The sequence below is a fragment of the Phenylobacterium immobile (ATCC 35973) genome, assembly GCF_001375595.1.
In the GTDB taxonomy this organism is placed as follows: domain Bacteria; phylum Pseudomonadota; class Alphaproteobacteria; order Caulobacterales; family Caulobacteraceae; genus Phenylobacterium; species Phenylobacterium immobile.
Window position 1 is genome coordinate 1934787 of the sequence record NZ_CVJQ01000001.1, and the last position, 20200, is coordinate 1954986.

The 20200-nt window shown below is 65.8% G+C and carries 18 protein-coding genes; 4 read left to right on the plus strand and 14 right to left on the minus strand.

Going from position 1 to position 20200, the window contains the following annotated elements:
• Positions 1–6: 6 nt before the first annotated feature.
• The gene (lipA, locus tag BN1313_RS09490; RefSeq protein WP_091739578.1) at positions 7–957 is read right to left on the minus strand and encodes a lipoyl synthase; all 951 of its coding nucleotides are present in this window, start codon (positions 955–957) and stop codon (positions 7–9) included.
• 93 nt (positions 958–1050) lie between these two features.
• Here lipA and BN1313_RS09495 point away from each other — a divergent pair, with 93 nt between their 5' ends.
• Both BN1313_RS09495 and BN1313_RS09500 read left to right on the plus strand, forming a co-directional pair.
• On the plus strand, positions 1051–1926 hold the full coding sequence (locus tag BN1313_RS09495) for an SIMPL domain-containing protein (RefSeq protein ID WP_176695954.1): 876 nt from the start codon (positions 1051–1053) through the stop codon (positions 1924–1926).
• Between the two features lie 85 nt (positions 1927–2011).
• Positions 2012–3565, plus strand: coding sequence for an AMP-binding protein (locus tag BN1313_RS09500; protein ID WP_091739584.1), 1554 nt, complete (start codon positions 2012–2014; stop codon positions 3563–3565).
• Here the strand turns inward: BN1313_RS09500 and BN1313_RS09505 are convergent.
• The 7 genes from BN1313_RS09505 to BN1313_RS09535 all read right to left on the minus strand — a co-directional run bounded on the left by BN1313_RS09505 (position 3562) and on the right by BN1313_RS09535 (position 11457).
• Complete coding sequence (locus BN1313_RS09505; RefSeq protein ID WP_091739587.1) at positions 3562–4752, minus strand: GGDEF domain-containing protein; 1191 nt, start codon at positions 4750–4752, stop codon at positions 3562–3564. The two genes, BN1313_RS09500 and BN1313_RS09505, sit on opposite strands and share 4 nt — an antisense overlap.
• Positions 4753–4830: 78 nt before the next feature.
• Positions 4831–6231, minus strand: a complete 1401-nt coding sequence (gene lpdA / locus BN1313_RS09510) for a dihydrolipoyl dehydrogenase (protein ID WP_091739590.1) — start codon at positions 6229–6231, stop codon at positions 4831–4833.
• Positions 6232–6244: 13 nt separating this feature from the next.
• Positions 6245–7531: a pyruvate dehydrogenase complex dihydrolipoamide acetyltransferase gene (locus tag BN1313_RS09515; RefSeq protein ID WP_141653110.1), complete on the minus strand. Its 1287-nt coding sequence runs from the start codon at positions 7529–7531 to the stop codon at positions 6245–6247.
• A 7-nt stretch (positions 7532–7538) separates the two neighbouring features.
• Positions 7539–8918: a pyruvate dehydrogenase complex E1 component subunit beta gene (locus BN1313_RS09520; protein ID WP_091739594.1), complete on the minus strand. Its 1380-nt coding sequence runs from the start codon at positions 8916–8918 to the stop codon at positions 7539–7541.
• On the minus strand, positions 8915–9958 hold the full coding sequence (pdhA, locus tag BN1313_RS09525; protein WP_091739597.1) for a pyruvate dehydrogenase (acetyl-transferring) E1 component subunit alpha: 1044 nt from the start codon (positions 9956–9958) through the stop codon (positions 8915–8917). Before pdhA ends, BN1313_RS09520 begins: the two co-directional genes overlap by 4 nt.
• Before the next feature lie 62 nt (positions 9959–10020).
• Entirely contained in the window at positions 10021–10290 is a 270-nt protein-coding gene (locus BN1313_RS09530) for an FtsB family cell division protein (RefSeq protein ID WP_425415004.1), read from the minus strand.
• 81 nt (positions 10291–10371) lie between these two features.
• On the minus strand, positions 10372–11457 hold the full coding sequence (locus BN1313_RS09535; RefSeq protein ID WP_091739603.1) for a 2OG-Fe(II) oxygenase family protein: 1086 nt from the start codon (positions 11455–11457) through the stop codon (positions 10372–10374).
• A 163-nt stretch (positions 11458–11620) separates the two neighbouring features.
• On the opposite strand from BN1313_RS09535, the gene BN1313_RS09540 reads away from it, so the two are divergent.
• The gene (locus BN1313_RS09540; RefSeq protein WP_091739605.1) at positions 11621–13072 is read left to right on the plus strand and encodes an ATP-binding protein; all 1452 of its coding nucleotides are present in this window, start codon (positions 11621–11623) and stop codon (positions 13070–13072) included.
• A gap of 20 nt (positions 13073–13092) precedes the next feature.
• Positions 13093–13794, plus strand: a complete 702-nt coding sequence (locus tag BN1313_RS09545) for a response regulator transcription factor (protein ID WP_091739607.1) — start codon at positions 13093–13095, stop codon at positions 13792–13794.
• A 56-nt stretch (positions 13795–13850) separates the two neighbouring features.
• Here the strand turns inward: BN1313_RS09545 and eno are convergent, their stop codons facing one another.
• The 6 genes from eno to tpiA form a co-directional block, all read right to left on the minus strand.
• Positions 13851–15128: a phosphopyruvate hydratase gene (eno, locus tag BN1313_RS09550; protein WP_091739609.1), complete on the minus strand. Its 1278-nt coding sequence runs from the start codon at positions 15126–15128 to the stop codon at positions 13851–13853.
• Between the two features lie 77 nt (positions 15129–15205).
• Positions 15206–16612: an alkaline phosphatase PhoX gene (locus tag BN1313_RS09555; RefSeq protein ID WP_245620154.1), complete on the minus strand. Its 1407-nt coding sequence runs from the start codon at positions 16610–16612 to the stop codon at positions 15206–15208.
• A gap of 178 nt (positions 16613–16790) precedes the next feature.
• On the minus strand, positions 16791–16973 hold the full coding sequence (rpmF, locus tag BN1313_RS09560) for a 50S ribosomal protein L32 (RefSeq protein WP_091739612.1): 183 nt from the start codon (positions 16971–16973) through the stop codon (positions 16791–16793).
• A gap of 124 nt (positions 16974–17097) precedes the next feature.
• Entirely contained in the window at positions 17098–18738 is a 1641-nt protein-coding gene (locus tag BN1313_RS09565; protein ID WP_091739615.1) for a CTP synthase, read from the minus strand.
• A gap of 62 nt (positions 18739–18800) precedes the next feature.
• Complete coding sequence (gene secG / locus BN1313_RS09570) at positions 18801–19256, minus strand: preprotein translocase subunit SecG (protein WP_245620155.1); 456 nt, start codon at positions 19254–19256, stop codon at positions 18801–18803.
• Positions 19257–19360: 104 nt separating this feature from the next.
• Positions 19361–20104, minus strand: coding sequence for a triose-phosphate isomerase (gene tpiA, locus BN1313_RS09575; RefSeq protein WP_091739617.1), 744 nt, complete (start codon positions 20102–20104; stop codon positions 19361–19363).
• Positions 20105–20200 lie beyond the last annotated feature (96 nt).

Below are 20200 nucleotides of genomic sequence, written 5' to 3' on the forward strand. Positions count from 1 at the left end.
CCCGCGTCAGGCGGCTTGGGCGGCGCGACGCGCGGCTTGCAGGCGCGCGAAGTCTTCGCCGGCGTGGTGCGAGGAGCGCGTCAGCGGGCTTGCTGAGACCATCAGGAAGCCCTTGGCCCAGGCGATATCCTCCAGGGCCTTGAACTCCTCAGGGGTCCAGAACCGGTCGATCGGCGCATGCTTGCGGGTTGGCTGCAGGTACTGCCCGATGGTGATGAAATCGATGCCGGCCGACCGCATGTCGTCCATTACCTGCATGACCTCTTCCTTGGTCTCGCCCAGGCCGACCATGAGGCCGGACTTGGTGAACTGCTCGGGGTCGCGTTCCTTCACGCGTTCCAGAAGCCGAAGGGAATGGAAGTAGCGGGCGCCCGGGCGGATGGACAGGTAGAGCCGCGGCACCGTCTCCAGGTTGTGGTTGAAGACGTCGGGGGTGGCGTCGATAATCGTCTGCGCGGCTGAGACCGGCTTGCGCAGGAAGTCTGGCGTCAGGATCTCGATCGTCGTGCCGGGCGCGCGGGCGCGAATCTCGCGGACCACGGCGGCGAAGTGCGCCGCGCCGCCATCGGCCAGGTCGTCGCGGTCCACCGAGGTGATGACCACATGCTTCAGCCCCATCTTGGCCACGGCGTCGCCGACCCGCTGGGGCTCGGTGGCGTCGAGCGCCTGGGGCTTGCCAGTGGCGACGTTGCAGAAGGCGCAGGCCCGCGTGCAGATGTCGCCCATGATCATCATGGTGGCATGGCTCTTGGTCCAGCATTCGCCGATGTTGGGACACGCCGCTTCCTGGCAAACCGTCACCAGGCCATGCTCTTTGACGATCTCATGGGTCGCGTTGTAGCCGGCCGATCCAGGCGCGCGGACGCGCAACCACTCGGGTTTCTTCAGAATCGGCGTTTCCGGCCGGTTCTGTTTTTCAGGGTGGCGGATGCGGCGGGTGTCGATGACCACAGTCATGGGTCCTAGATCGTCCTGCAACGCCTCAGGATCAAGCCGAGATTACCGCTTTATCTCCCAACCCCCTAAGGTTCCGACGAAATGGGAGTTCACATGCGTCTTTTGCTGCTCGCCGCCGCCCTCGCCGCCCTGCCCGTGGGCGCTTCAGCCCAGACCGCGACAACCGAGCGAGCCTCCGGACGCGCGCCTTGGTGGATGGACCGGCCGATCATTGCGTCGTTGGGCCAGGTTTGGACCGAAGTCCCAGCCAATCGCGCCTCGACGTCGGCGACTTATGAGGTGGTCGATCGCGACTCCGCCGCCGCGACCCGCGCCGCTGCGGACAAGGTGCGCACCCTGACTGAGGCGCTGACCGCCTTCGGGCGCGAGCGGGTGATTATCGCCACCAGCTTCACGATCACGCCGCTCTACGAGCAGTACAAGGATCGCCAGGGGGAGGTGAACGACAACACCAGGGCCGACAAGATCGAGCGCTATCAGGTCTCAATCACGATCAACGTCGACATCCGCGACGCGCGCCTGGCCGAGGCGGTCTACGCTACCCTGATGTCGGCCAAGCCGGTCTCGACCACGCCGGTGAGCTTCCGCCTGGAGGTCGACAACGAAACCCTGACCCAGATGTCCCGCCTGGCGGTGGAGGACGCCCGACGCCGCGCCCGGCTGGGCGCTGAGGCCGCCGGCGTGAGCCTGGGGTCGGTCAAGCTGATCGATCCGACCGGCCGCGCCTGCCAGACCGACGTGCTGTTGACCGGCGCCTTCGACAATGGCGCTCAGAACCTGGGACCGACGCATGCGCCGCCTCCCCCTCCCCCGCCGCCTATGGCCGCGCCGAGCATGGATTCCATCGTCCTGACCGCCAGCCGACGCGCAGCGGAGGTCGGACTGAAGCCGGAGGACTTCCGCCTGCCGCTCCAGGTCCCGCAGCGGCGCCTCGACGACCGCGCGTGCGTGGTCTTCACTCTGGGCTGACGCTTTCTTGCAACGCTTCGCCTCGGCTATACGCTTTCACCTCAAGGGCTCGCGCCAAGATGAGTCCCGCCGGAGCCGAAACGTCTTGCCGCACTACGACGCCGCCCACGCCCAGTCGCCGCTGTTCGACGCCCTCGTCGAGGCGTCGCAGACTTACGGGGCGAACAAGCTGATCCTCGAGGACCAGACCCGGCAGCCCATGAGCTACACCGGCCTGATCCGCGCGGCGTTCGCACTGGGTCGCCGGATCGCAGCGGTGACCGACCCAGGCGAACGCGTCGGCGTAATGCTGCCGGCGAGTTCGGCGACGGTGGTCACCTTCTTCGCCCTGCACGCCTTCGGCCGGACACCGGCTATGCTCAACTTCACCTCGGGCATCCGTAATCTCCGTGCGGCCTGCGCTCTTGCGGGGGTCAAGCGGGTGCTGACATCGCACCGGTTCATCGAGCAGGCCAAGCTTCATGACCTCGTGGACGCGCTGGAGAACCGAGCGACCGTCACCTATCTCGAGGATTTGCGGCGCGAGGTCGGCCTCGCGGACAAGCTGTTCGCGGCGGTGGCCGGCGCCCTGCCCCGCGCCTTCCGCAGCCCGGCCAAGGCGTCCGATCCAGGGGTGGTGCTCTTCACCTCAGGCAGCTTCGGGGCGCCGCGCGGCGTGTTGCTGACCCAGGGCAACCTTGTCGCCAATGTCCGCCAGATCGCCGCCCATATCGCCCTCGATCCGGACTGGGTGATGTTCAATCCCCTGCCGACTTTCCATTGCTTCGGCCTGACCGGCGGCGCGCTGCTGCCGCTGCTGACGGGTATGAAGGCGTTTCAGTATCCCTCGCCGCTCCACGCCAAGCAGATCCCGCCGCTGATCGCCGAGGTGGGCGGCTCGATCCTGCTGACGACCGACACCTTCCTGAACCAGTACGCCCGGGCGGCGGAGCGTGGTGAACTGGGTGCGCTCAAGTTCATTGTCTGCGGCGCGGAACGGGTGCGTGAGGAAACCCACGCCCTGATCGCGGAAAAGTTCGGGCCTGTGCCGGTGTTGGAAGGCTATGGCGCGACCGAGACCGCGCCGGTCCTGGCGGTGAACAAGCCCGACGACAACCGCCACGGCACGGTCGGCGGCCTGCTGCCCGGCATTGAATACCGGCTGGACAAGGTCGCCGGCATCGCGCGGGGCGCCAAATTGATGGTGCGCGGGCCGAACGTCATGGCGGGCTACCTCATGCCCGATGGGTCGCTTGAGGCGCCTGACGACGGGTGGCATGACACGGGCGACGTCGTCGAGGTCACTGACGATCGCTGGGTGAAGATCCTCGGGCGGGTCAAACGCTTCGCCAAGATCGGCGGCGAGATGGTCTCGCTTAACGTCGCTGAGGACCTGGCCGCCGGCGTGTGGCCCGATGCGCGCCATGCCGTCGTCGCCACGCCGGATCCGCGTAAGGGTGAGCGGCTGGTGCTCGTGACCGACCGTCGCGACGCCACGGTGGACAAGATCGTCACATACGCTCAGCAGGTCGGCGCCCCCGAGATAGGCGCCCCGCGCAAGATCATGCACGTCACTGAAATCCCGGTCTTGGGCACCGGCAAGACCGACTATGTCGCGGTGCAGCGCATCGTCGACGCCGAGGCGGCGCGGGCCGCCTAGATCTGCCCGCCGTTTCGACGTGCGTCGTCGTCAGGCGTCATCAGCACACCGCTCGGCGCGGCGGCGTCTTCCGACTGATGGACGCGATTGCGCCCGCTCTGTTTGGCGGCATAGAGCGCCTGGTCGGCCCGCCGCAGAGCTACGTCCAGCGACGTGCGCTCATGACGCGTCGCCAGCCCCGCGCTGACCGTGAAGCGCCGGCCAGCCACTTCGCTGGTCTCGGCGTTTGATCTGACCTGTTCGGCGAGGCGCAGCGCGGCCTCAGCGCTCAGACCGGCCGCGGTGATGACGAATTCCTCGCCGCCCATGCGCGCGACGACCGCGCCGGATGGCGCGTGGTCGCTGAGAAGGTCCGCAAAGTTCACGATGACGGCGTCGCCCACGGCGTGGCCGTAGAGGTCGTTGATGCTCTTAAACCGGTCGATGTCGAAGACGATGACCTGCAGCTGCGCCTCGGTTTGCTCGCCCATGCGGTGGAAGAAGCCGCGACGATTGAGCAGGCCGGTCAGAAAGTCATGATGGGCCTCTCGCCGCGAGCGGGTCATGGATTCATCGAAGACGAGCAACAGTAGGATCAGGCCGGCGGAGGTCAGGAGCATCCCCGTAGCCGCCTGGGAGAAGACCGCATAGGCGCTTGAGGCGTAGGCCTGGGCTGTGGCGCCGGAGCGGATGATGGTCGAGACGACGGCCTTGACGGGGTAGTGAGCCGCGATCAGGGCGAAATCGGCGGCGAGCGCCACGGTCAGCCATCGCCGCGGGCGCGCGTGTGCGGCGAACAGGGCGGCCAACAGCATGGCGAGGGCGAAGGGCGCTTGATAGGCGATCTCATAGGGCAGCCAGTCGCGGGGACCGCTCCAGATCGCCAGGCGCAGGCCGACGCCCACGGCGAAGATGACGATCAGCAGACGCTTGCGCGAGGTCTGGCCGAAGAACTGGCTGACGCAGTGAGCCGTCATCAGCTGCGCGGCCAGGAAGGCGACGTAGCCCAGAAAGGAGAAGGCCGCGGGCGAGCTGCTATAGCGGACCAGGATCTCGCTGAGCGGCGTCAGCAGGCCGACGGCGTAGGCGGCGCCGAACCGGCGCGCATGGACCTGGCTGGAATCCGTCAGCGCGATGGCCGCGAAGGCCGCGGCGAACAGGGCCGCGATCCCGGTGTTGGCCATCAGGCCGAAAACGCCCGCTTCCATCTCAGTCCCAACCGGCGCAACGGCGCCTATCCTGTCGGCGGCCCGCAGATGCGCCTCAAGCTTGGGACGACGACCGCCTTACAGATGGAGCATCTTCCCATAGGCGTCGAGCGCGCTTTCGTGCATCGCTTCGCTCATGGTGGGGTGTGGGAAGACCGTGGCGTGCAGTTCGGCTTCGGTCGCCTCGAGCGTTATCGCCAGGGCGAAGCCCTGGATCATCTCGGTGACCTCGTGTCCGATCATATGCGCCCCGATCAAGGCGCCGGTCTTGCCGTCGAAGATCGTCTTCACGAACCCTTCGGTGTCGCCCGAAGCGATGGCCTTGCCGTTCACACGGAACGGGAAGCGGCCGACCTTGATCTCAAGTCCCTTTTCCTTCGCTTGAGCCTCCGTCAGGCCGATCGAGGCGATCTGCGGCGTCGAATAGGTGCAGCCCGGGATCAAGGCGGCCACGTAGGGTCCCGCCTGGCCGGCGATATGTTCCACGCAGTGAACGCCTTCATGGCTGGCCTTGTGCGCGAGCCACGGCGGGCCAGCGACGTCGCCGATGGCGTAGAGACCGGGCACATTGGTCGCGCCGTGGTTATCGGTGACGACATGGCCGCGGTCGACCTTCACGCCCAGATCCTCAAGGCCGAGGTTTTCAACATTGCCAGTGATGCCGACCGCGACGATCGCCACCTCGGCGGTCAAGGTTTCGGCCTTGCCGGCGGCTTCGATTTCGACGCTGACGCCCGTCTTAGAGGCTTTCAACGATTTCACCGACGCTCCCACCCGGAAGGCCAGGCCGCGGCTCTCGAAAGCCTTGCGCGCGGCCGTGGAGACTTCCTCGTCCTCGACCGGCAGGATCCTCGGCAAGGCTTCGACCACCGTCACCTGGCAGCCGATGGCGCGGTAGAAGCAGGCGAACTCGATGCCGATGGCGCCGGAGCCGATCACGATCAGCGACTTGGGCGCGGCCTTCGGGTTCATCGCCTCGCGATAGGTCCAGATCCGGTCGCCGTCGGGCACGAGGCCAGCGGCGGGAATAGTGCGGGCCCGCGCGCCGGTGGCCAGCATGACGTTCTTGGCGGTGAGCGTGCGTTCGCCGCCGGCCTTCAGGCTGACCACGACCTTGGGCGACTTTTCGCCCTTGATCAGCTTGGCGGTCCCGTCGATCACCTCGATCTTGTTTTTCTTCATCAGGTAGCCGACGCCCTGATTGAGCTGACTGGCCACCTTGCGCGAACGCTCGACGATCTTGGTGAAGTCGAACGACTTGCTGCCGACGGAAATCCCGTAGGCCGTCAGGTGATCGAGCTGGTCGTAGACCTCGCCGGACTTCAGCAGGGCCTTCGTCGGAATGCAGCCCCAGTTCAGGCAGACGCCACCCAAGGCCTCACGTTCGATGATGGCCGTCTTCAGGCCGAGTTGTGCGGCGCGGATCGCCGCCACATAGCCGCCGGGGCCGGCGCCGATGACGATCAGATCGAAATCCATACGTGAGGTCGCCTTAGGCCAGCATGGTGAAAGGGTCTTCGATGAAGGTGCGGAAGGCGCCCAGCCATTGGGCCCCGACCGCGCCGTCGACGACCCGGTGGTCGCAGGTCAGCGTCACGCTCATCACTGTGGCGATCTCGAGTTTGTCGCCGCGGACGACCGGACGCTTTTCGCCGGCGCCGACCGACAGGATGCAGCCCTGAGGCTCGTTGATGATGGAGGCGAAGGACTTGATGCCCATCATACCGAGGTTCGACACAGAGAAGGTCCCGCCCTGGAACTCCTCGGGCTTGAGCTTGCGGCTGCGGGCGCGTTCGGCCAGGTCGCGGGCTTCGGCGCCGATCTGGATCAGCGACTTGCTTTCCGCGCTGCGGATGATCGGGGTGATCAGGCCGCCGTCGATAGCCACCGCCATGGCGATGTCCGCGTTGTGGTGCATGGCGATGCCATCGGGCGTGTAGGACGCATTCGCCGCCGGCACCTTCTTCAGCGCCATGGCGCAAGCCTTGATCACCAGGTCGTTGACGCTGACCTTGCCACTCTCGCCCGCGTAGGCGTTGATGGACTTGCGCGCTTCCAGCAAGCGATCGATCTCGAGATCGATGTTCAGCGGGAAGTGCGGCACGTCGCGGAAGCTGTCGGTCAGGCGGCGTGCGATGGCCTTGCGCATGCCGTCGAGCGGCACGAGGTCGTAGCTGCCAGTTGGGATTCCCATCTGCTCGAGGCTAAGGACCTGACGTGGCGCGGAAGCCGCACCCGTGGGGGCCGGCTGAGCGGCGCCGGGCTTTGCATTCTCGACGTCGGCCTTGACGATCCGGCCGTGCGGGCCAGACCCTTTCAACGTCGCAAGATCGAGGCCCTTGTCCTTGGCGATCCGCCGGGCAAGGGGCGAAGCGAAGATGCGCTGGCCGTTGGCGGCGGGCGTAGGCGCCGCTGCAGCCACGGGGGCCGGCGCGGCGGCCGCGGGCGTAGCTTCCGCCTTGGCGGCCTGGGCAGGCTTGCTCTCAGGCGGAACTTCCACCTTCGCTTCCGGGGCTTTCGCCTCAGGCGCCTTGGCCGCGCCGGCGCCCGCCAGGCGGGCGATGGGCGTGTTCACCTTGACGCTCTGTGAGCCTTCCGGAACCAGAAGTTCCTCGACCACGCCGTCGTCGACGGCCTCGACATCCATGGTCGCCTTGTCGGTTTCGATCTCGGCGATCACGTCGCCAGAGCGCACCTTGTCGCCCGCCTTGATGTGCCATTTGGCGAGGACGCCCTCCTCCATGGTGGGAGACAGCGCCGGCATCAGAATATCGACCATCAGAGACTCACTTGTAGCTGACGGCCTTGGCGGCCTTGACGATCTTTTCCACCGACGGAAGCGCAAGCGCCTCCAGGTTGGCGGCGTAGGGCAGAGGGACGTCTTCCTGGCAGACCCGCGCCGGCGGGGCGTCCAGGTAGTCGAAGGCGCTCTCCAAGACCCGGGCGATGACCTCGGCGCCGACGCCCATCGGGCCCCAGCCTTCCTCGACGGTCACCAGGCGGTTGGTCTTCTTGACGCTCTCGATCACCGTCTCGGCGTCGAGGGGGCGCAGAGTCCGCAGGTCGACGACCTCGGCCTCGATACCTTCCTTGGCCAGTTCCTCGGCGGCCTTCAGCGCCAGACCGACCATCCGCGAGTGGGCGGTGATGGTCACGCCCGTACCTTCGCGGCGCACCTTGGCCTTACCGATTGGCACCACGTAGTCGACGCCTTCCGGCACATCGAATTCCTGGCCGTACATCATCTCGTGTTCGAGGAAGACGACGGGGTTCGGATCGCGGATCGCGGCTTTCAGGAGACCCTTGGCGTCGGCGGCGTCATAGGGCGCCACGACCTTCAGGCCTGGAACGTGAGCGTACCAGTTGGAATAGTCCTGGCTGTGCTGGGCGCCGACGCGCGAGGCTGCGCCGTTGGGCCCGCGGAACACGACCGAGGTCCGCAGTTGGCCGCCCGACATGTAGAGCGTCTTGGCCGCCGAGTTGATGATCTGGTCGATCGCCTGCATGGCGAAGTTGAAGGTCATGAACTCGATGATCGGCTTCAAGCCGGCCATGGCCGCGCCGACACCCATGCCGGCGAAGCCGTGCTCGGTGATCGGGGTGTCCATCACCCGCTTCTCGCCAAACTCCTGCAGCAGGTCGCGGCTGACTTTGTAAGCGCCCTGGTACTGGGCGACTTCCTCGCCCAGCAGGAACACCGTGTCGTCGCGGCGCATCTCCTCGGCCATCGCGTCGCGCAGCGCGTCGCGGACCGTGGTCTTGACCAGCTTGGCGTCGGCCGGGATCTCGGGATCGCGCAGTTCGACCTTCGGCGTGACGGGCGCAGCCGCCTCGCCTTCCGGCTGGACCGCTACGGCTTCCGGGGGCGTCTTTTCAGGATCACCGGCAGCCGCGGCCGGCGCCGGCTTGGGGGCGGCCTGAGACGGCTCGCCGCCCGCGAGACGGGCGATTGGAGTGTTGACCTTCACCCCTTGCGCGCCTTCGGCGACCAGAAGCTCCTCAATGGCGCCTTCATCGACCGCCTCGACCTCCATGGTCGCCTTGTCGGTCTCGATCTCGGCGATCACATCGCCCGAACGCACCTTGTCGCCTACGCTCACATGCCACTTGGAGAGCGTGCCCTCCTCCATGGTCGGCGAAAGGGCCGGCATCAGAATGTCGGTCACGCCTGGGCCTCCGTATAGACGTCCGTATAGAGCTCGGACGGATCCGGCTCGGGCGAGGTGCGGGCGAACTCCGCGGCCTCGGCGACGATGTCCTTCACCTCGGCGTCGATGGCGGTGAGCGTGGCTTCATCGCCGACGCCCTGCTTTTCCATCAGCATCTGCAAATGTTCGATCGGGTCGCGGGTCTTGCGGACCTCGTCGACTTCGTCGCGCGTGCGATACTTGGCTGGATCGCTCATCGAGTGGCCGCGATAACGATAGGTCTTCATCTCCAGGATGAAGGGGCCTTTGCCCGTGCGCGCGTGTTCAGCGGCCTCGCGGGCGGCTTCGCGCACCGCAAGGACATCCATGCCGTCCACTTCCATGCCCGGGATCAGGAAGGACTCGCCGCGCTTATAGAGGTGGGTCTGGGCCGAGGAGCGCTCGACCGAGGTGCCCATGGCGTATTGGTTGTTCTCGATCACATAGACAACCGGCAGCTTCCACAGCTGAGCCATGTTGAAGCTCTCGTAGACTTGGCCCTGGTTGGCCGCGCCGTCGCCGAAATAGGTGAAGCTGACCTTGCCGTTGTCGCGGTAGCGGTTGGCCAAAGCCAGGCCGGTGCCAAGGCTGACCTGCGCGCCGACGATGCCGTGGCCGCCGAAGAAGTTCTGCTCCATCGAGAACATGTGCATGGAGCCGCCTTTGCCCTTCGACGAGCCGGTGACCCGGCCCGTAAGCTCGGCCATAACCTCGCGCGCTTCCATACCGCAGGCCAGCATGTGGCCATGGTCGCGGTAGCCGGTGATCACTTGATCGCCTTGCTCCTGGATCGCTTGCACGCCCACAGCGACGGCTTCTTGACCGATGTAGAGATGGCAGAAGCCGCCAATCAGGCCCATGCCATACAACTGGCCCGCGCGCTCCTCGAAGCGGCGGATCAACAACATGTCCCGATAGTACTTTAGGAGCTCGTCCTGAGTAGCGGAAATGTTGGTGGTTTTCGGCCCGTCATCGGTGGCCTTCCGCCGACCGGCCGTACCGGTCTGCCCGCGCGCCATGCGTCTCTCCGTGGTGTCCTTTGATACCGAATGGCAGCGCCTGGCGTCGCCGAGGTGCGTCCCTACGGGGTCTCGCGGATCATATAGTCTCTAGGATCAGCGAAGCCTAGCAAAGAGCGCGCCCTTTCCTCCAGGAGATCGGCGGAAAGACTGGTATCGCGCAGAAGGCGCGCGCGCATTTCCAGGTCCTGGCGCTGCGCCCGCACCAGCGCGAGCTCCTGCGTCTTGGCCGCGAGCGCTTCATTCCTTTGATTCGAACTAAGAATTCCGCGCTCGCCGGTCAGGGCATGGAAGCCGAAGTAGGCGATCAACAGCACCAGCGAGAAGGTCATAAAATAGGGGCGGAGGCTGCTGAACACGGCGAATCCTTACGCGACGCGCCATTATCTCATGCGAGCCCGGTTAAAGCCGCCCTAATTCGAACGACCTGCGACCCGCAAATCCTGCACAACGTCGAGATCGAGCAGGTGCAGGTTCTTCTGACGGGTCTCTTCCCCTGCTTCGTTGAACAGGAAGGGCAGGAACGCGTAGCGGCGGCCTCTGGTCACCGGCGTCGCTTCGTGCAGCAGGGTGCATGAGAAAACCACGGCGCCGCCTGTAGGCGGACGATAGGTGCGCCTTCCGAACTCGGGGAAACGCAGGTCGCCGCCCTCATATTCTTCGGCGTTGAGGTTGATCGAGACCGCGAACTGCCGGTGCGCGGTCGCCGGTGTCGTATTGTCGCGGTGCGGGCGGAAGTAACCGCCGCTGTCGCTATCGTAGCAGGCCACGATGTAGCGTTCGATTCGCGTGGCCTCGTGAAGGAAGGCCTTCTTGATTTCCGGCAGGAGTCTTTGCGCCAGGCGATTGCGCAGCTGTACGCGCAGCGCCTCGTCCTCGAGTGTGACATCGCTTCGCTGCTTGAAGTCGCTAAGCACGGCGACGGTCCGGCCATCGATCTCGCGCATGACGCCGGATTCCTTGCCGCCGTCGGCGTCGTAAATCCCGATCAGGCGACGGCAAAGTTCCGGTTCGAAGATTCTCGGAACGATCAGCACAGGCGCATGAAGCACCGCGCGGGCGTGCTGTTCTACTGGAGGGAGGCGTTCCAGCCGCGCCAGCGTCTGGTCAATGTGGGTGATTGTGTCGATCGCGAGGATCCGTAAGGAGGGGTCGATCAGAATGGACGCGGGCGCCTCGCTGTTGTCTTCGCCCAATGCGCCATACAGGCGGCCGATCGCGCCATCGTGGTCCCAGAACCAGCGCAGCCCAGGAACCGTGCTGCCCCTATTGAACCGCGCCTCGTCGCGGACCACCAAGAAACAGACCAGACGGTTGTCATCGCCGAACTGCGCCGCACAGCTCTCGACCTTGTTGATGATCGCCTCGCGCTGCGCCGGATCACTGGGCAGGAAGACCAGTTGGATAAAGCGCCCACCGAGGCTGCTGAAGGCGAACTTCGGATTGGTGTGGCTGCGCCCTGAGAACCAGGGCGCCGGCGCATAGAGACGCGCGCTCATGGTGGAGGCTCCCCCCTTAGGCATGCCGACGAGGTCTCGCGCCTCAGGTCATCTCGCAAGCATAACAGACTTATAACCTTGTCACGCAAGCGGCGGATGACCGCGGCGCGCCTCGTAAGGGGCGCATAGTTGACGGGACTGCCCAAACCGCCACCTTGGGCCGGTGAAGAGCCTCCTGCGGACTTTGCTGCGCTATGGTGCGGCCGTGCTTATCGTCGCGACGTCCGCTCTGGCGGCGGAGGTGTTCTTTCGCCTGACGCATAGCGCGCGACTGTCGAGCATTTTCCTCCTGGGGGTGCTGATCACCGCCTTCGCGTTTGGCTCCGGCCCGTCCTACTTCGCCAGCGCCCTGGCGTTCCTCGTCTACATGTTCCTGGTAGATCCGCGCTACCAGCTGTCCTTCGGATCGGCAGACGATTTCAATACGCTGTTCGTCTTCTTGGCCGTGGCCGTTCTCACCAGCACGCTGACGGGCCGGGTGCGCGACGAAGCGGCGCGCGTGGCCATAAGAGGCCGAGCGACGGCGGCGCTGCTGGACGCGACGGCCGACTTTGCAGCCTCCCTCGACGAAGCCTTTATTCGCAGCCGGCTCGCGCATCACCTCGCTGCGGCCGCGCGCGGCGAGGCCGTGGTCTTTGGGAGCCTCGATTGGGTGGCGACCGCAGAGACGAAGGTCGAACACCCCCTGATTGAAGCCGCCGGCCGGCTTCAGGCCGATCCGCGCGCGCCGAGCGCCGCCGTGCGAGTCCCGGGCTGGACACTGCGGATTCTGCAGGCTGATGAAGCGGTGTTCGGCGTGGCCGCCTGGAAGTCAGCGCCCGTTGAGCCGCGAAAGGACGAAGATCGCGCGCTGGTCGAGGTGCTGGCTGACACAGGAGCGGCGGCTATCGCCAGAGCCAGGCTGGCGCGGGCGAAATCGGAAGCCGAGACGCTCGCCCGCACGGAGGCGCTGAGGGACGCCCTGCTCTCTTCCATCTCTCATGACTTGCGCACGCCGCTCGCGGCGATCGTCGCCTCCGCCAGCAGCCTCCATCAGTTCGGCCCCGCCTTCGCGGCTGAAGTCAGTCGTGACCTCGCGGCGACCATCCAGGAGGAAGCGCATCGGCTGGACCTTTACGTCGGCAACCTGCTCAGCATGACAAAGCTTGAGAGCGGCGCGCTGGACGTTCAGCACATCGCCTTCGACCTCGGCGAGGTCGTGTTCCGCGCCGCGCGGCGACAGCAATCTCTGCACCGTCGCTCCATCGACCAAAAGGCGGATTACGTGGAAGTCGTCGGCGACCCCATTCTGCTGGAGCAGGCTTTGAGCAACGTCCTGGAGAATGCGATCCGCTACTCACCCGCCGAGGCGCCGATAGAGGTGCGGGTGTTCCGCGAGGGTGGTCGCGCCGTCGTTCGTATCACCGACGCTGGGCCCGGCGTTCCCGCCGCTGACCAAGAGCGGATCTTCGAGAAGTTCTATCGCGCGCCTAACACCGCCCGCTCTGGAACGGGCCTTGGCCTATCGATCGCCCGCGGACTCATCGAAGGGATGGGCGGTGTCGTTTCCGCCACCAACCGGCCAGAGCCTGAGCGCGGCCTGATTGTCAGCGCCAGTCTTCCCCTCTCGGCCTGAAACCTGATCCTGAGCGCACGATGCCCGAAACGCTGAGCCGCCTCCTGTTGGTCGACGATGAGCCGCAGATCGTGCGCGCCCTTACGCCGGGCCTGTCCGCCGCCGGCCATTCGGTCGAGGTCGCCAGCACCGGCGAGGCGGCGATCACGGCCCTTGCGCGCGAGCCATTCGACATCGTCATCCTGGATCTTGGCTTGCCCGACATGGATGGCAAGGCGGTGATCGGCCGGCTACGGGAGTGGTCCGAGACGCCGATCATCGTTCTGTCGGCGCGCGACCTGGAGTCGGAGAAGATTGCTGCGCTGGACCTGGGCGCAGACGACTTCGTCAATAAGCCGGTTGGCGTTGGAGAGTTGTTGGCGCGTATCCGCGCCTGCCTGCGCGGCCGCGAAAGGCGTTTCAACGCCCAACCACGCTTTGCGGCGGGGGACCTTGAGGTCAACTTCCTGGAGCGCCGGGTGTTGGTTCTGGGCGAGGAAGTCAGGCTGACTCCGCGCGAGTACGACCTCCTGCGTACGCTCGCCCGTCACGCGGGCCGTGTCGTCACCCACCGCCAGGTGATCAGCGCCGTGTGGGGCCCGACGGCCCAGGTGGACGCTCAGTTCGTTCGCGTGCTGGTGGGCCAATTGCGCCAGAAGCTTGAGGCCGAACCCTCCGCCCCGCGCATCGTCCTGACCGAGCCAGGCATCGGCTACCGACTGGCGTCGGACGAGGACGCCTGAACAAAAAAAGGGCGCGCCGGTCAGGCGCGCCCTTTGTGTGTCGCGCCGGAGGTCGGCTAGACCTTCAGCGCCTTGCGGCCGAGGTAGATGGCCTGGTCGCCCAGTTCCTCCTCGATGCGCAGCAACTGGTTGTACTTGGCCAACCGGTCTGACCGGGCCAGCGAGCCGGTCTTGATCTGACCGCAGTTGGTCGCGACCGCCAGGTCGGCGATGGTGGAATCTTCCGTCTCGCCCGAGCGATGGCTCATGACGGCGGTGTAGGCCGCGCGGAGGGCCATATCGACGGCGTCCAGCGTTTCCGACAGGGTGCCGATCTGGTTGACCTTCACCAGGATGGAGTTGGCCAAGCCCTTGTCGATGCCCATCGACAGGCGTGCGGGGTTGGTGACGAAGAGGTCGTCCCCGACCAGTTGGACCTTGCCGCCAAGTTTGTCGGTAAGCAGCTTCCAACCTTCGAAATCATCTTCGCCGCAACCGTCTTCGATCGAGATGATCGGGAAGGCGTCGACCAGCTTGGCGAGGTAGTCGACCATGCCGGCGGGATCAAGGGTCTTGCCCTCGCCTTCCAGCTCATATTTGCCGTTCTTGAAGAACTCCGTCGAGGCGACGTCGAGACCCAGCAGGAAGTCGCTTCCCGCCTTGTAGCCCGCGCTCTCGCCAGCCTTGACGATGAAGGCCAATGCCTCTTCGGCGCTGCCGATGTTAGGGGCGAAGCCGCCTTCGTCGCCGACGTTGGTGTTGTGGCCGGCGGCCTTCAGCTGGCTCTTCAGGGCGTGGAAGATTTCCGCGCCCATCCGCAGGCCTTCAGCGAAGGTCGGCGAACCAGTCGGCAGGATCATGAACTCCTGGATGTCGATCGGATTGTCGGCGTGGGCGCCGCCATTGATGATGTTCATCATCGGCACCGGCAGGACGCGGGCCGAGACGCCGCCGACATATTTGTAGAACGGCAGGGCGGCCGAGCTGGCCGAAGCCTTCGCCGTCGCAAGGCTGACGCCCAGGATGGCGTTGGCGCCCAGGCGCGATTTGTTAGGTGTGCCGTCCAACTCCATCATCATCCGGTCGATGCGGCGTTGGTCTTCCGCGTCCATGCCGGATAGCGCGTCATAAATCTCGCCATTGACGGCCTCGACGGCCGAACGAACGCCCTTGCCGAGGTAGCGGGTCTTATCGCCGTCGCGCTTCTCGACCGCCTCGTGAGCGCCGGTCGAGGCGCCGGAAGGCACGGCCGCGCGGCCCATCGAACCGTCTTCAAGGACCACATCGACTTCGACGGTCGGGTTGCCCCGGCTGTCGAGGATTTCGCGGGCGGTGATGTCGACGATCTCGGTCATGTTGCGCGGGTTCCTGCCAAGAATAGCGGTGTTCGGAGGGCCGCTGGCTTAGCCATCATTGCCGCCTGCGGCAAGGCTTACGCCCTGAAGCGGCTCCAGGGCCCGGTGATGGCGAGGGTCATGCCCGGCCAATAGACATTGACGAAGAGCGTCGTGCCGTCCGGCGAGAAGCAACTGCCCGCCAGCTCGCTGTTGGCCCCGACGTCGCTCAAGCCCGACTGCGCCTGGCGGCCCAGGGTGTAGACCTTGCCGTCGGGGGTGACGCCCTTGAGGTAATTGATCCCGCGATCCGCTGCCTTGTCTTCGCATACGACCAGGTGACCCCAGGGCGCGACGCAGAGGTTGTCGCACATCTGAAGCAGCATGCGGTCGCCGGACTGGACGAACAACTGCAGTTTCCCCGGCTCGTCGGCTTCGCCCGGCTGACCTTCGAAGCGACTGGGCTTGTAGCGCATGATCTGGCCGAGGAACTCCGGGCCCCCGCTGGTGCAGGTGAAGTAAAACTCACCGTCACCGTGGAAAATCCCCTCCCCACGCGCAAACCAGGCCGCACCCTTGGCATGGCCGCGATGGCGCAGATCGTTGTCCGGATTGTCGGTCCCGTCCAGGTCGATCCAGATCGTTTCGCGCCATTGGCCGACGCTCCACTGCGTTTCCTGCCAGTTGCGCGAGTCCTGCGGGCCCGCCTTGAAGGCCAGGGCCTGGAGGCGGCCGCCCTTGTGCGGATCGGCGCGATCTGTCGGCAGGAAGCGATAAAAGAGGCCGTGACCGTCGCTCTCGTCCTCAGTCAGGTAAGCGACGCCGGTGGCTGGATCGATCGCGACCGCTTCGTGCTTGAACCGGCCCATGGCCGTGATCGGTTGCGGATCGACCAGGCCCTTATGGTCGGCCGGCACCTCGAAGACCCAGCCGTGGGTCTTGGCCGCCGTCTCGCTGGGCGACAGGACGACCTCCTCGCAGCTCAGCCAGGAGCCCCAGGGCGTGATCCCGCCGGCGCAGTTGGTGCTGGTCCCCATCAGACTCAGGTGCTGGCTCTCCAGTTCCCGGGTGCGGAGGTTGTAGACCATGGAGGTCGTCCCGCCGTTCAGCGCGCGGCCGTTGGGCGCCATGTCATAGATGAGCTTGCGATCGACCTTGTCGATCAGCTTTTGGCCCGGACCGAAGGCGCCGAAATCGAAATCAACGAGCTTGAGTTCGTGGTTCCGCACCAGGGCTACGCGATCGCCGCCCAGGGCGAAGGCTCCCATGCCGTCGGTCTTGTGCGGCGTCAGCAGCCCATCGCTCATGGTCTCGCCGGCGCGGGAGACGACAGTGTAGGTGAAGCCTTCGGGAAGATCGAACAGGCCCGCGGGATCGGTCTTCAAAGGGCCGTAACCGAAGACCTCGCTGTGGTAGGCGTCGGCCTGGATTTCGGCGCTGCTAACGTCGGCCGCCTGAGCGTGCCGGGCGAGGCCCGCGAAGGCGACGCCCGTCGCGGCGGTCATCAGCCCCCGTCGTGAAAGGGTTGGGAGTGACAGCATGGAATTCCCCTCGTCGAAGCGGATCTTCATCAGGCCTTTCGATGACCGCGTGATGACATGCCAGGAGGGTTCAGGACCAGCCTGAAACGCGAAACGCCGGCCCTGCGGCCGGCGTCCCAAAGTCCATCCCTGGATCGAAGACCTAGTCTTCCTTCGGCGTCAGAACCTGGCGGCCCTTGTACATGCCGGTCTTCAGGTCGACGTGATGGGGGCGCTTGAGTTCGCCGGTTTCCTTGTCTTCGACGTAGGAGTTAGCGCCCAGGGCGTGGTGCGAGCGACGCATGTTGCGACGCGACGGCGATACTTTGCGCTTAGGAACGGCCATGGGAGGATCTCTCAGGCGTGGAAACAGAAGCGGCGGCCGTGACTGGCCGCCGACGTGAGCGCGGGCTTATGCCTGAATCGATGCGCGCGATCAAGCGTCGCCTCGCTGCGGGCGCGCCGCCCGCCTAAACCATGCGGCTCCGCTCTTTCGCCGCACCGATGAAGCTGGCGAACAAGGGGTGCGGATCAAACGGCCGGCTCTTCAGTTCGGGGTGATACTGCACGCCCACGAACCAGGGATGGTCCATCCGTTCGCAGATCTCCGGCAGCACGCCGTTCGGCGACAGGCCCGTGAACTTCAGTCCTGTGGCCTCGATCCGGTCACGGTAATCAATGTTCACTTCATAGCGGTGGCGGTGACGCTCAGAGATGGAGACCCCGCCATAGATTTCGGCCGCCTTGGAACCCTCCAGGAGGATGGCCTCATAGCTCCCGCAGCGCATGGTGCCGCCGAGGTTGTCGCCTTCCTGGCGCACTTCGCGATCGTTGCCGCGGGTCCACTCGGTCATCAGGCCGACGATCGGCTCGGAGGTGGGGCCGAACTCGGTCGAGGATGCGGCCTCGATACCGGCCAGGTTCCGGGCGGCTTCGATCATGGCCATCTGCATGCCGAAGCAGATCCCGAAATAGGGAATCTGGTGCTCGCGGGCGAACTGCACGGCGCGGATCATACCGGCCGATCCACGCTCGCCAAACGCGCCCGGCACCAACACCCCGTGGGTGCCCGCCAGGCGGATGGCGATCATGTCCTCGTCGCGTTCGAAGGCCTCTCCCTCGATCCAGTCGAGCCGGACGCGCAGGTTGTTGGCGACGCCGCCATGGACCAGGGCCTCGACCAGCGACTTATAGGCGTCGGTCAGTCCCGTGTACTTGCCGACTACGGCGATGTTCACCTCGCCATCGGGATGGCTCAGCCGGTGGGCGATGTCCTTCCAGCGTGTCAGGTCGGGCGCCGGCGCCGTGTCTTTCATGCCGAAGACGTCCAGCACCTCAGTGTCCAGGCCCTGCTCGTGATAATCGAGCGGCACGGCGTAGATATTCTCGCTGTCGAGCGCCTGGATGACGGCGCTTGGCCGGACATTGCAGAACAGCGCGAGCTTCTTGCGCTCGCCTTCAGGGATCGGGATCTCGGCGCGGCACAAGAGGATATCCGGCTGGATGCCAATGGAGCGCAGTTCTTTCACCGAGTGCTGCGTCGGCTTGGTCTTCATCTCGCCGGCGGTCTTGATGAAGGGCAGCAGCGTCAAGTGGATGAAGCAGGCGTGGCCGCGGGGCAGTTCCTGCCCGAGTTGGCGGATCGCCTCGAAGAACGGCAGGCCCTCGATGTCGCCGACGGTGCCGCCGACTTCGACGAGCACGAAGTCCACGCCCTCGCCCGGATCGGCCAGGACGAAGTCCTTGATCTCGCCGGTGACGTGCGGAATCACCTGAACAGTCGCGCCCAGATAGTCGCCCCGGCGTTCTTTCTCGATGATCGTCTTATAGATCTGGCCGGTCGTGATGTTGTCCCCGCGCGTCGCGTTGACGCCGGTGAAGCGCTCGTAGTGACCAAGGTCGAGGTCGGTCTCGGCGCCGTCTTCGGTGACGAAGACCTCCCCGTGCTGGAACGGGCTCATCGTGCCCGGATCCACGTTCAGATACGGATCGAGTTTGCGCAGGCGCACCTGGTATCCCCGCGCCTGCAAAAGCGCGCCGAGCGCAGCCGACGCGAGACCTTTGCCGAGGGAGGAGACCACGCCGCCGGTGATGAAAATGTACCGGGCCATGGACGCTCAGACTAACTGCGATTCGCGGCGCGCGCTTGCGGCCGCTTCAATTCATCCACGACTTAAGGCTGAGCCGGCGCGGGCGCCGGAGCTGTCTGTGCCGGGGCCGGAGCGCCAAAGGGATTCGATGAAGCCGGCGCCGGGGCCTGAAAGGGCGCGGGCTGGGCCTGGCCCGCAGGAGCCTGGGCGGGTTGCGGCGCGGCGAGCGACGACGGGTCCATCGCATCGACCTTCAGGCGATCGACAACCGAGGAAGCGCCGCGTTCACGACCGGCCAATACGGTCAGCAGAAGGGCGACGATGAAGAAGGCCGCGCCGAGAATCCAGGTGGTGCGTGTCAACAGATCGCCGGCGCCGCGGGCGGTCATGAAGCCCGTCGGACCGCCGCCCATGCCGAGCGCGCCGCCTTCTGAGCGCTGCAGCAGCACTACGGCGATCAGCCCCAGGCTGATAAGGACCTGAATCACAAGCAGGATGTTGAGCAGCATGAACCCAAAGCCTTCGCCGGCGGAAAGCATGCTTCCCGACCGTCATTCCCAAAGCGCGCCCTCTAACACCGGGCGTGCGGCAAGACCATAGCTAGGCGTCCATCGCCGCCAAGCAAGGGCCTCGAACCCCGGGGCTAAAGGGCGTGAATGATGCCGAGGAAGTCCTTGGCCGTCAGCGAGGCGCCGCCCACCAACGCTCCCCCGACTTCGGCGGCGTGCAGGATTTCAGCCGCGTTGGCCGGCTTCACCGAGCCGCCGTAGAGAATCGGGACGGTCGCGCCCGCGTCGCCGAAGGTTGTAGTCAGAACGGCGCGGATCGCCCCGTGGACCTCTTCGATGTCCGCCACTGTGGCGGTCTTGCCTGTGCCGATGGCCCAGACCGGTTCATAGGCGACCGCGAAGGCCTTGCCGGCAAGTTCCCTGGGCAGAGAACCGCGAGTCTGGCTGACGACGACCTCGATCGCCCGGCCCGATTCGCGCTCGTCCAGGGTTTCGCCGACACAGATGATGGGCTCAAGGCCTGCATTGATCGCGGCGCGCGCCTTGGCGGCGACTAGGTCGTCCGCCTCGCGATAGGTGGCCCGCCGTTCGGAGTGACCCAGGATGACGAGGCTCGCGCCAGCGTCAGCGAGCATCTCTGCAGCGGTGTCGCCTGTGAAGGCGCCGGAGGTTTCGGTGTGGGCGTCCTGCCCGCCCACCAGCACCGGCGTGCCGGCTAGGGCCTCGCTCATGCGGTGCACCAGCACAGCCGGCGGGCACAGCGCGACGCGCGCGGTCGTACCGCCCAGGCCGTCGGCGATCGCCCGGGCCTCGGCCAAGGCGGCGGCCAGGCCGTTCATCTTCCAGTTTCCAGCGATCAGCGGCGTCGGCGCAGTCATTCAGCCTCGCAAGTTCATCTGTGAGATTTCGCGGTTAAGCCAAGCCGTTTGCCCTGTCGACCACCCATATGACCGCCCGCCTGCGTGACGGCGGCT

Bases quoted from the DNA above. Each gene is read 5' to 3' on its own strand.
- lipA (WP_091739578.1), bottom strand. From the start codon at position 957: ATGACTGTGGTCATCGACACCCGCCGCATCCGCCACCCTGAAAAACAG.
- BN1313_RS09495 (WP_176695954.1), top strand. From the start codon at position 1,051: ATGCGTCTTTTGCTGCTCGCCGCCGCCCTCGCCGCCCTGCCCGTGGGC.
- BN1313_RS09505 (WP_091739587.1), bottom strand. From the start codon at position 4,752: ATGGAAGCGGGCGTTTTCGGCCTGATGGCCAACACCGGGATCGCGGCC.
- lpdA (WP_091739590.1), bottom strand. From the start codon at position 6,231: ATGGATTTCGATCTGATCGTCATCGGCGCCGGCCCCGGCGGCTATGTG.
- BN1313_RS09515 (WP_141653110.1), bottom strand. From the start codon at position 7,531: ATGGTCGATATTCTGATGCCGGCGCTGTCTCCCACCATGGAGGAGGGC.
- pdhA (WP_091739597.1), bottom strand. From the start codon at position 9,958: ATGGCGCGCGGGCAGACCGGTACGGCCGGTCGGCGGAAGGCCACCGAT.
- BN1313_RS09530 (WP_425415004.1), bottom strand. From the start codon at position 10,290: ATGACCTTCTCGCTGGTGCTGTTGATCGCCTACTTCGGCTTCCATGCC.
- BN1313_RS09535 (WP_091739603.1), bottom strand. From the start codon at position 11,457: ATGAGCGCGCGTCTCTATGCGCCGGCGCCCTGGTTCTCAGGGCGCAGC.
- BN1313_RS09545 (WP_091739607.1), top strand. From the start codon at position 13,093: ATGCCCGAAACGCTGAGCCGCCTCCTGTTGGTCGACGATGAGCCGCAG.
- eno (WP_091739609.1), bottom strand. From the start codon at position 15,128: ATGACCGAGATCGTCGACATCACCGCCCGCGAAATCCTCGACAGCCGG.
- BN1313_RS09555 (WP_245620154.1), bottom strand. From the start codon at position 16,612: ATGACCGCCGCGACGGGCGTCGCCTTCGCGGGCCTCGCCCGGCACGCT.
- rpmF (WP_091739612.1), bottom strand. From the start codon at position 16,973: ATGGCCGTTCCTAAGCGCAAAGTATCGCCGTCGCGTCGCAACATGCGT.
- BN1313_RS09565 (WP_091739615.1), bottom strand. From the start codon at position 18,738: ATGGCCCGGTACATTTTCATCACCGGCGGCGTGGTCTCCTCCCTCGGC.
- secG (WP_245620155.1), bottom strand. From the start codon at position 19,256: ATGCTTTCCGCCGGCGAAGGCTTTGGGTTCATGCTGCTCAACATCCTG.
- tpiA (WP_091739617.1), bottom strand. From the start codon at position 20,104: ATGACTGCGCCGACGCCGCTGATCGCTGGAAACTGGAAGATGAACGGC.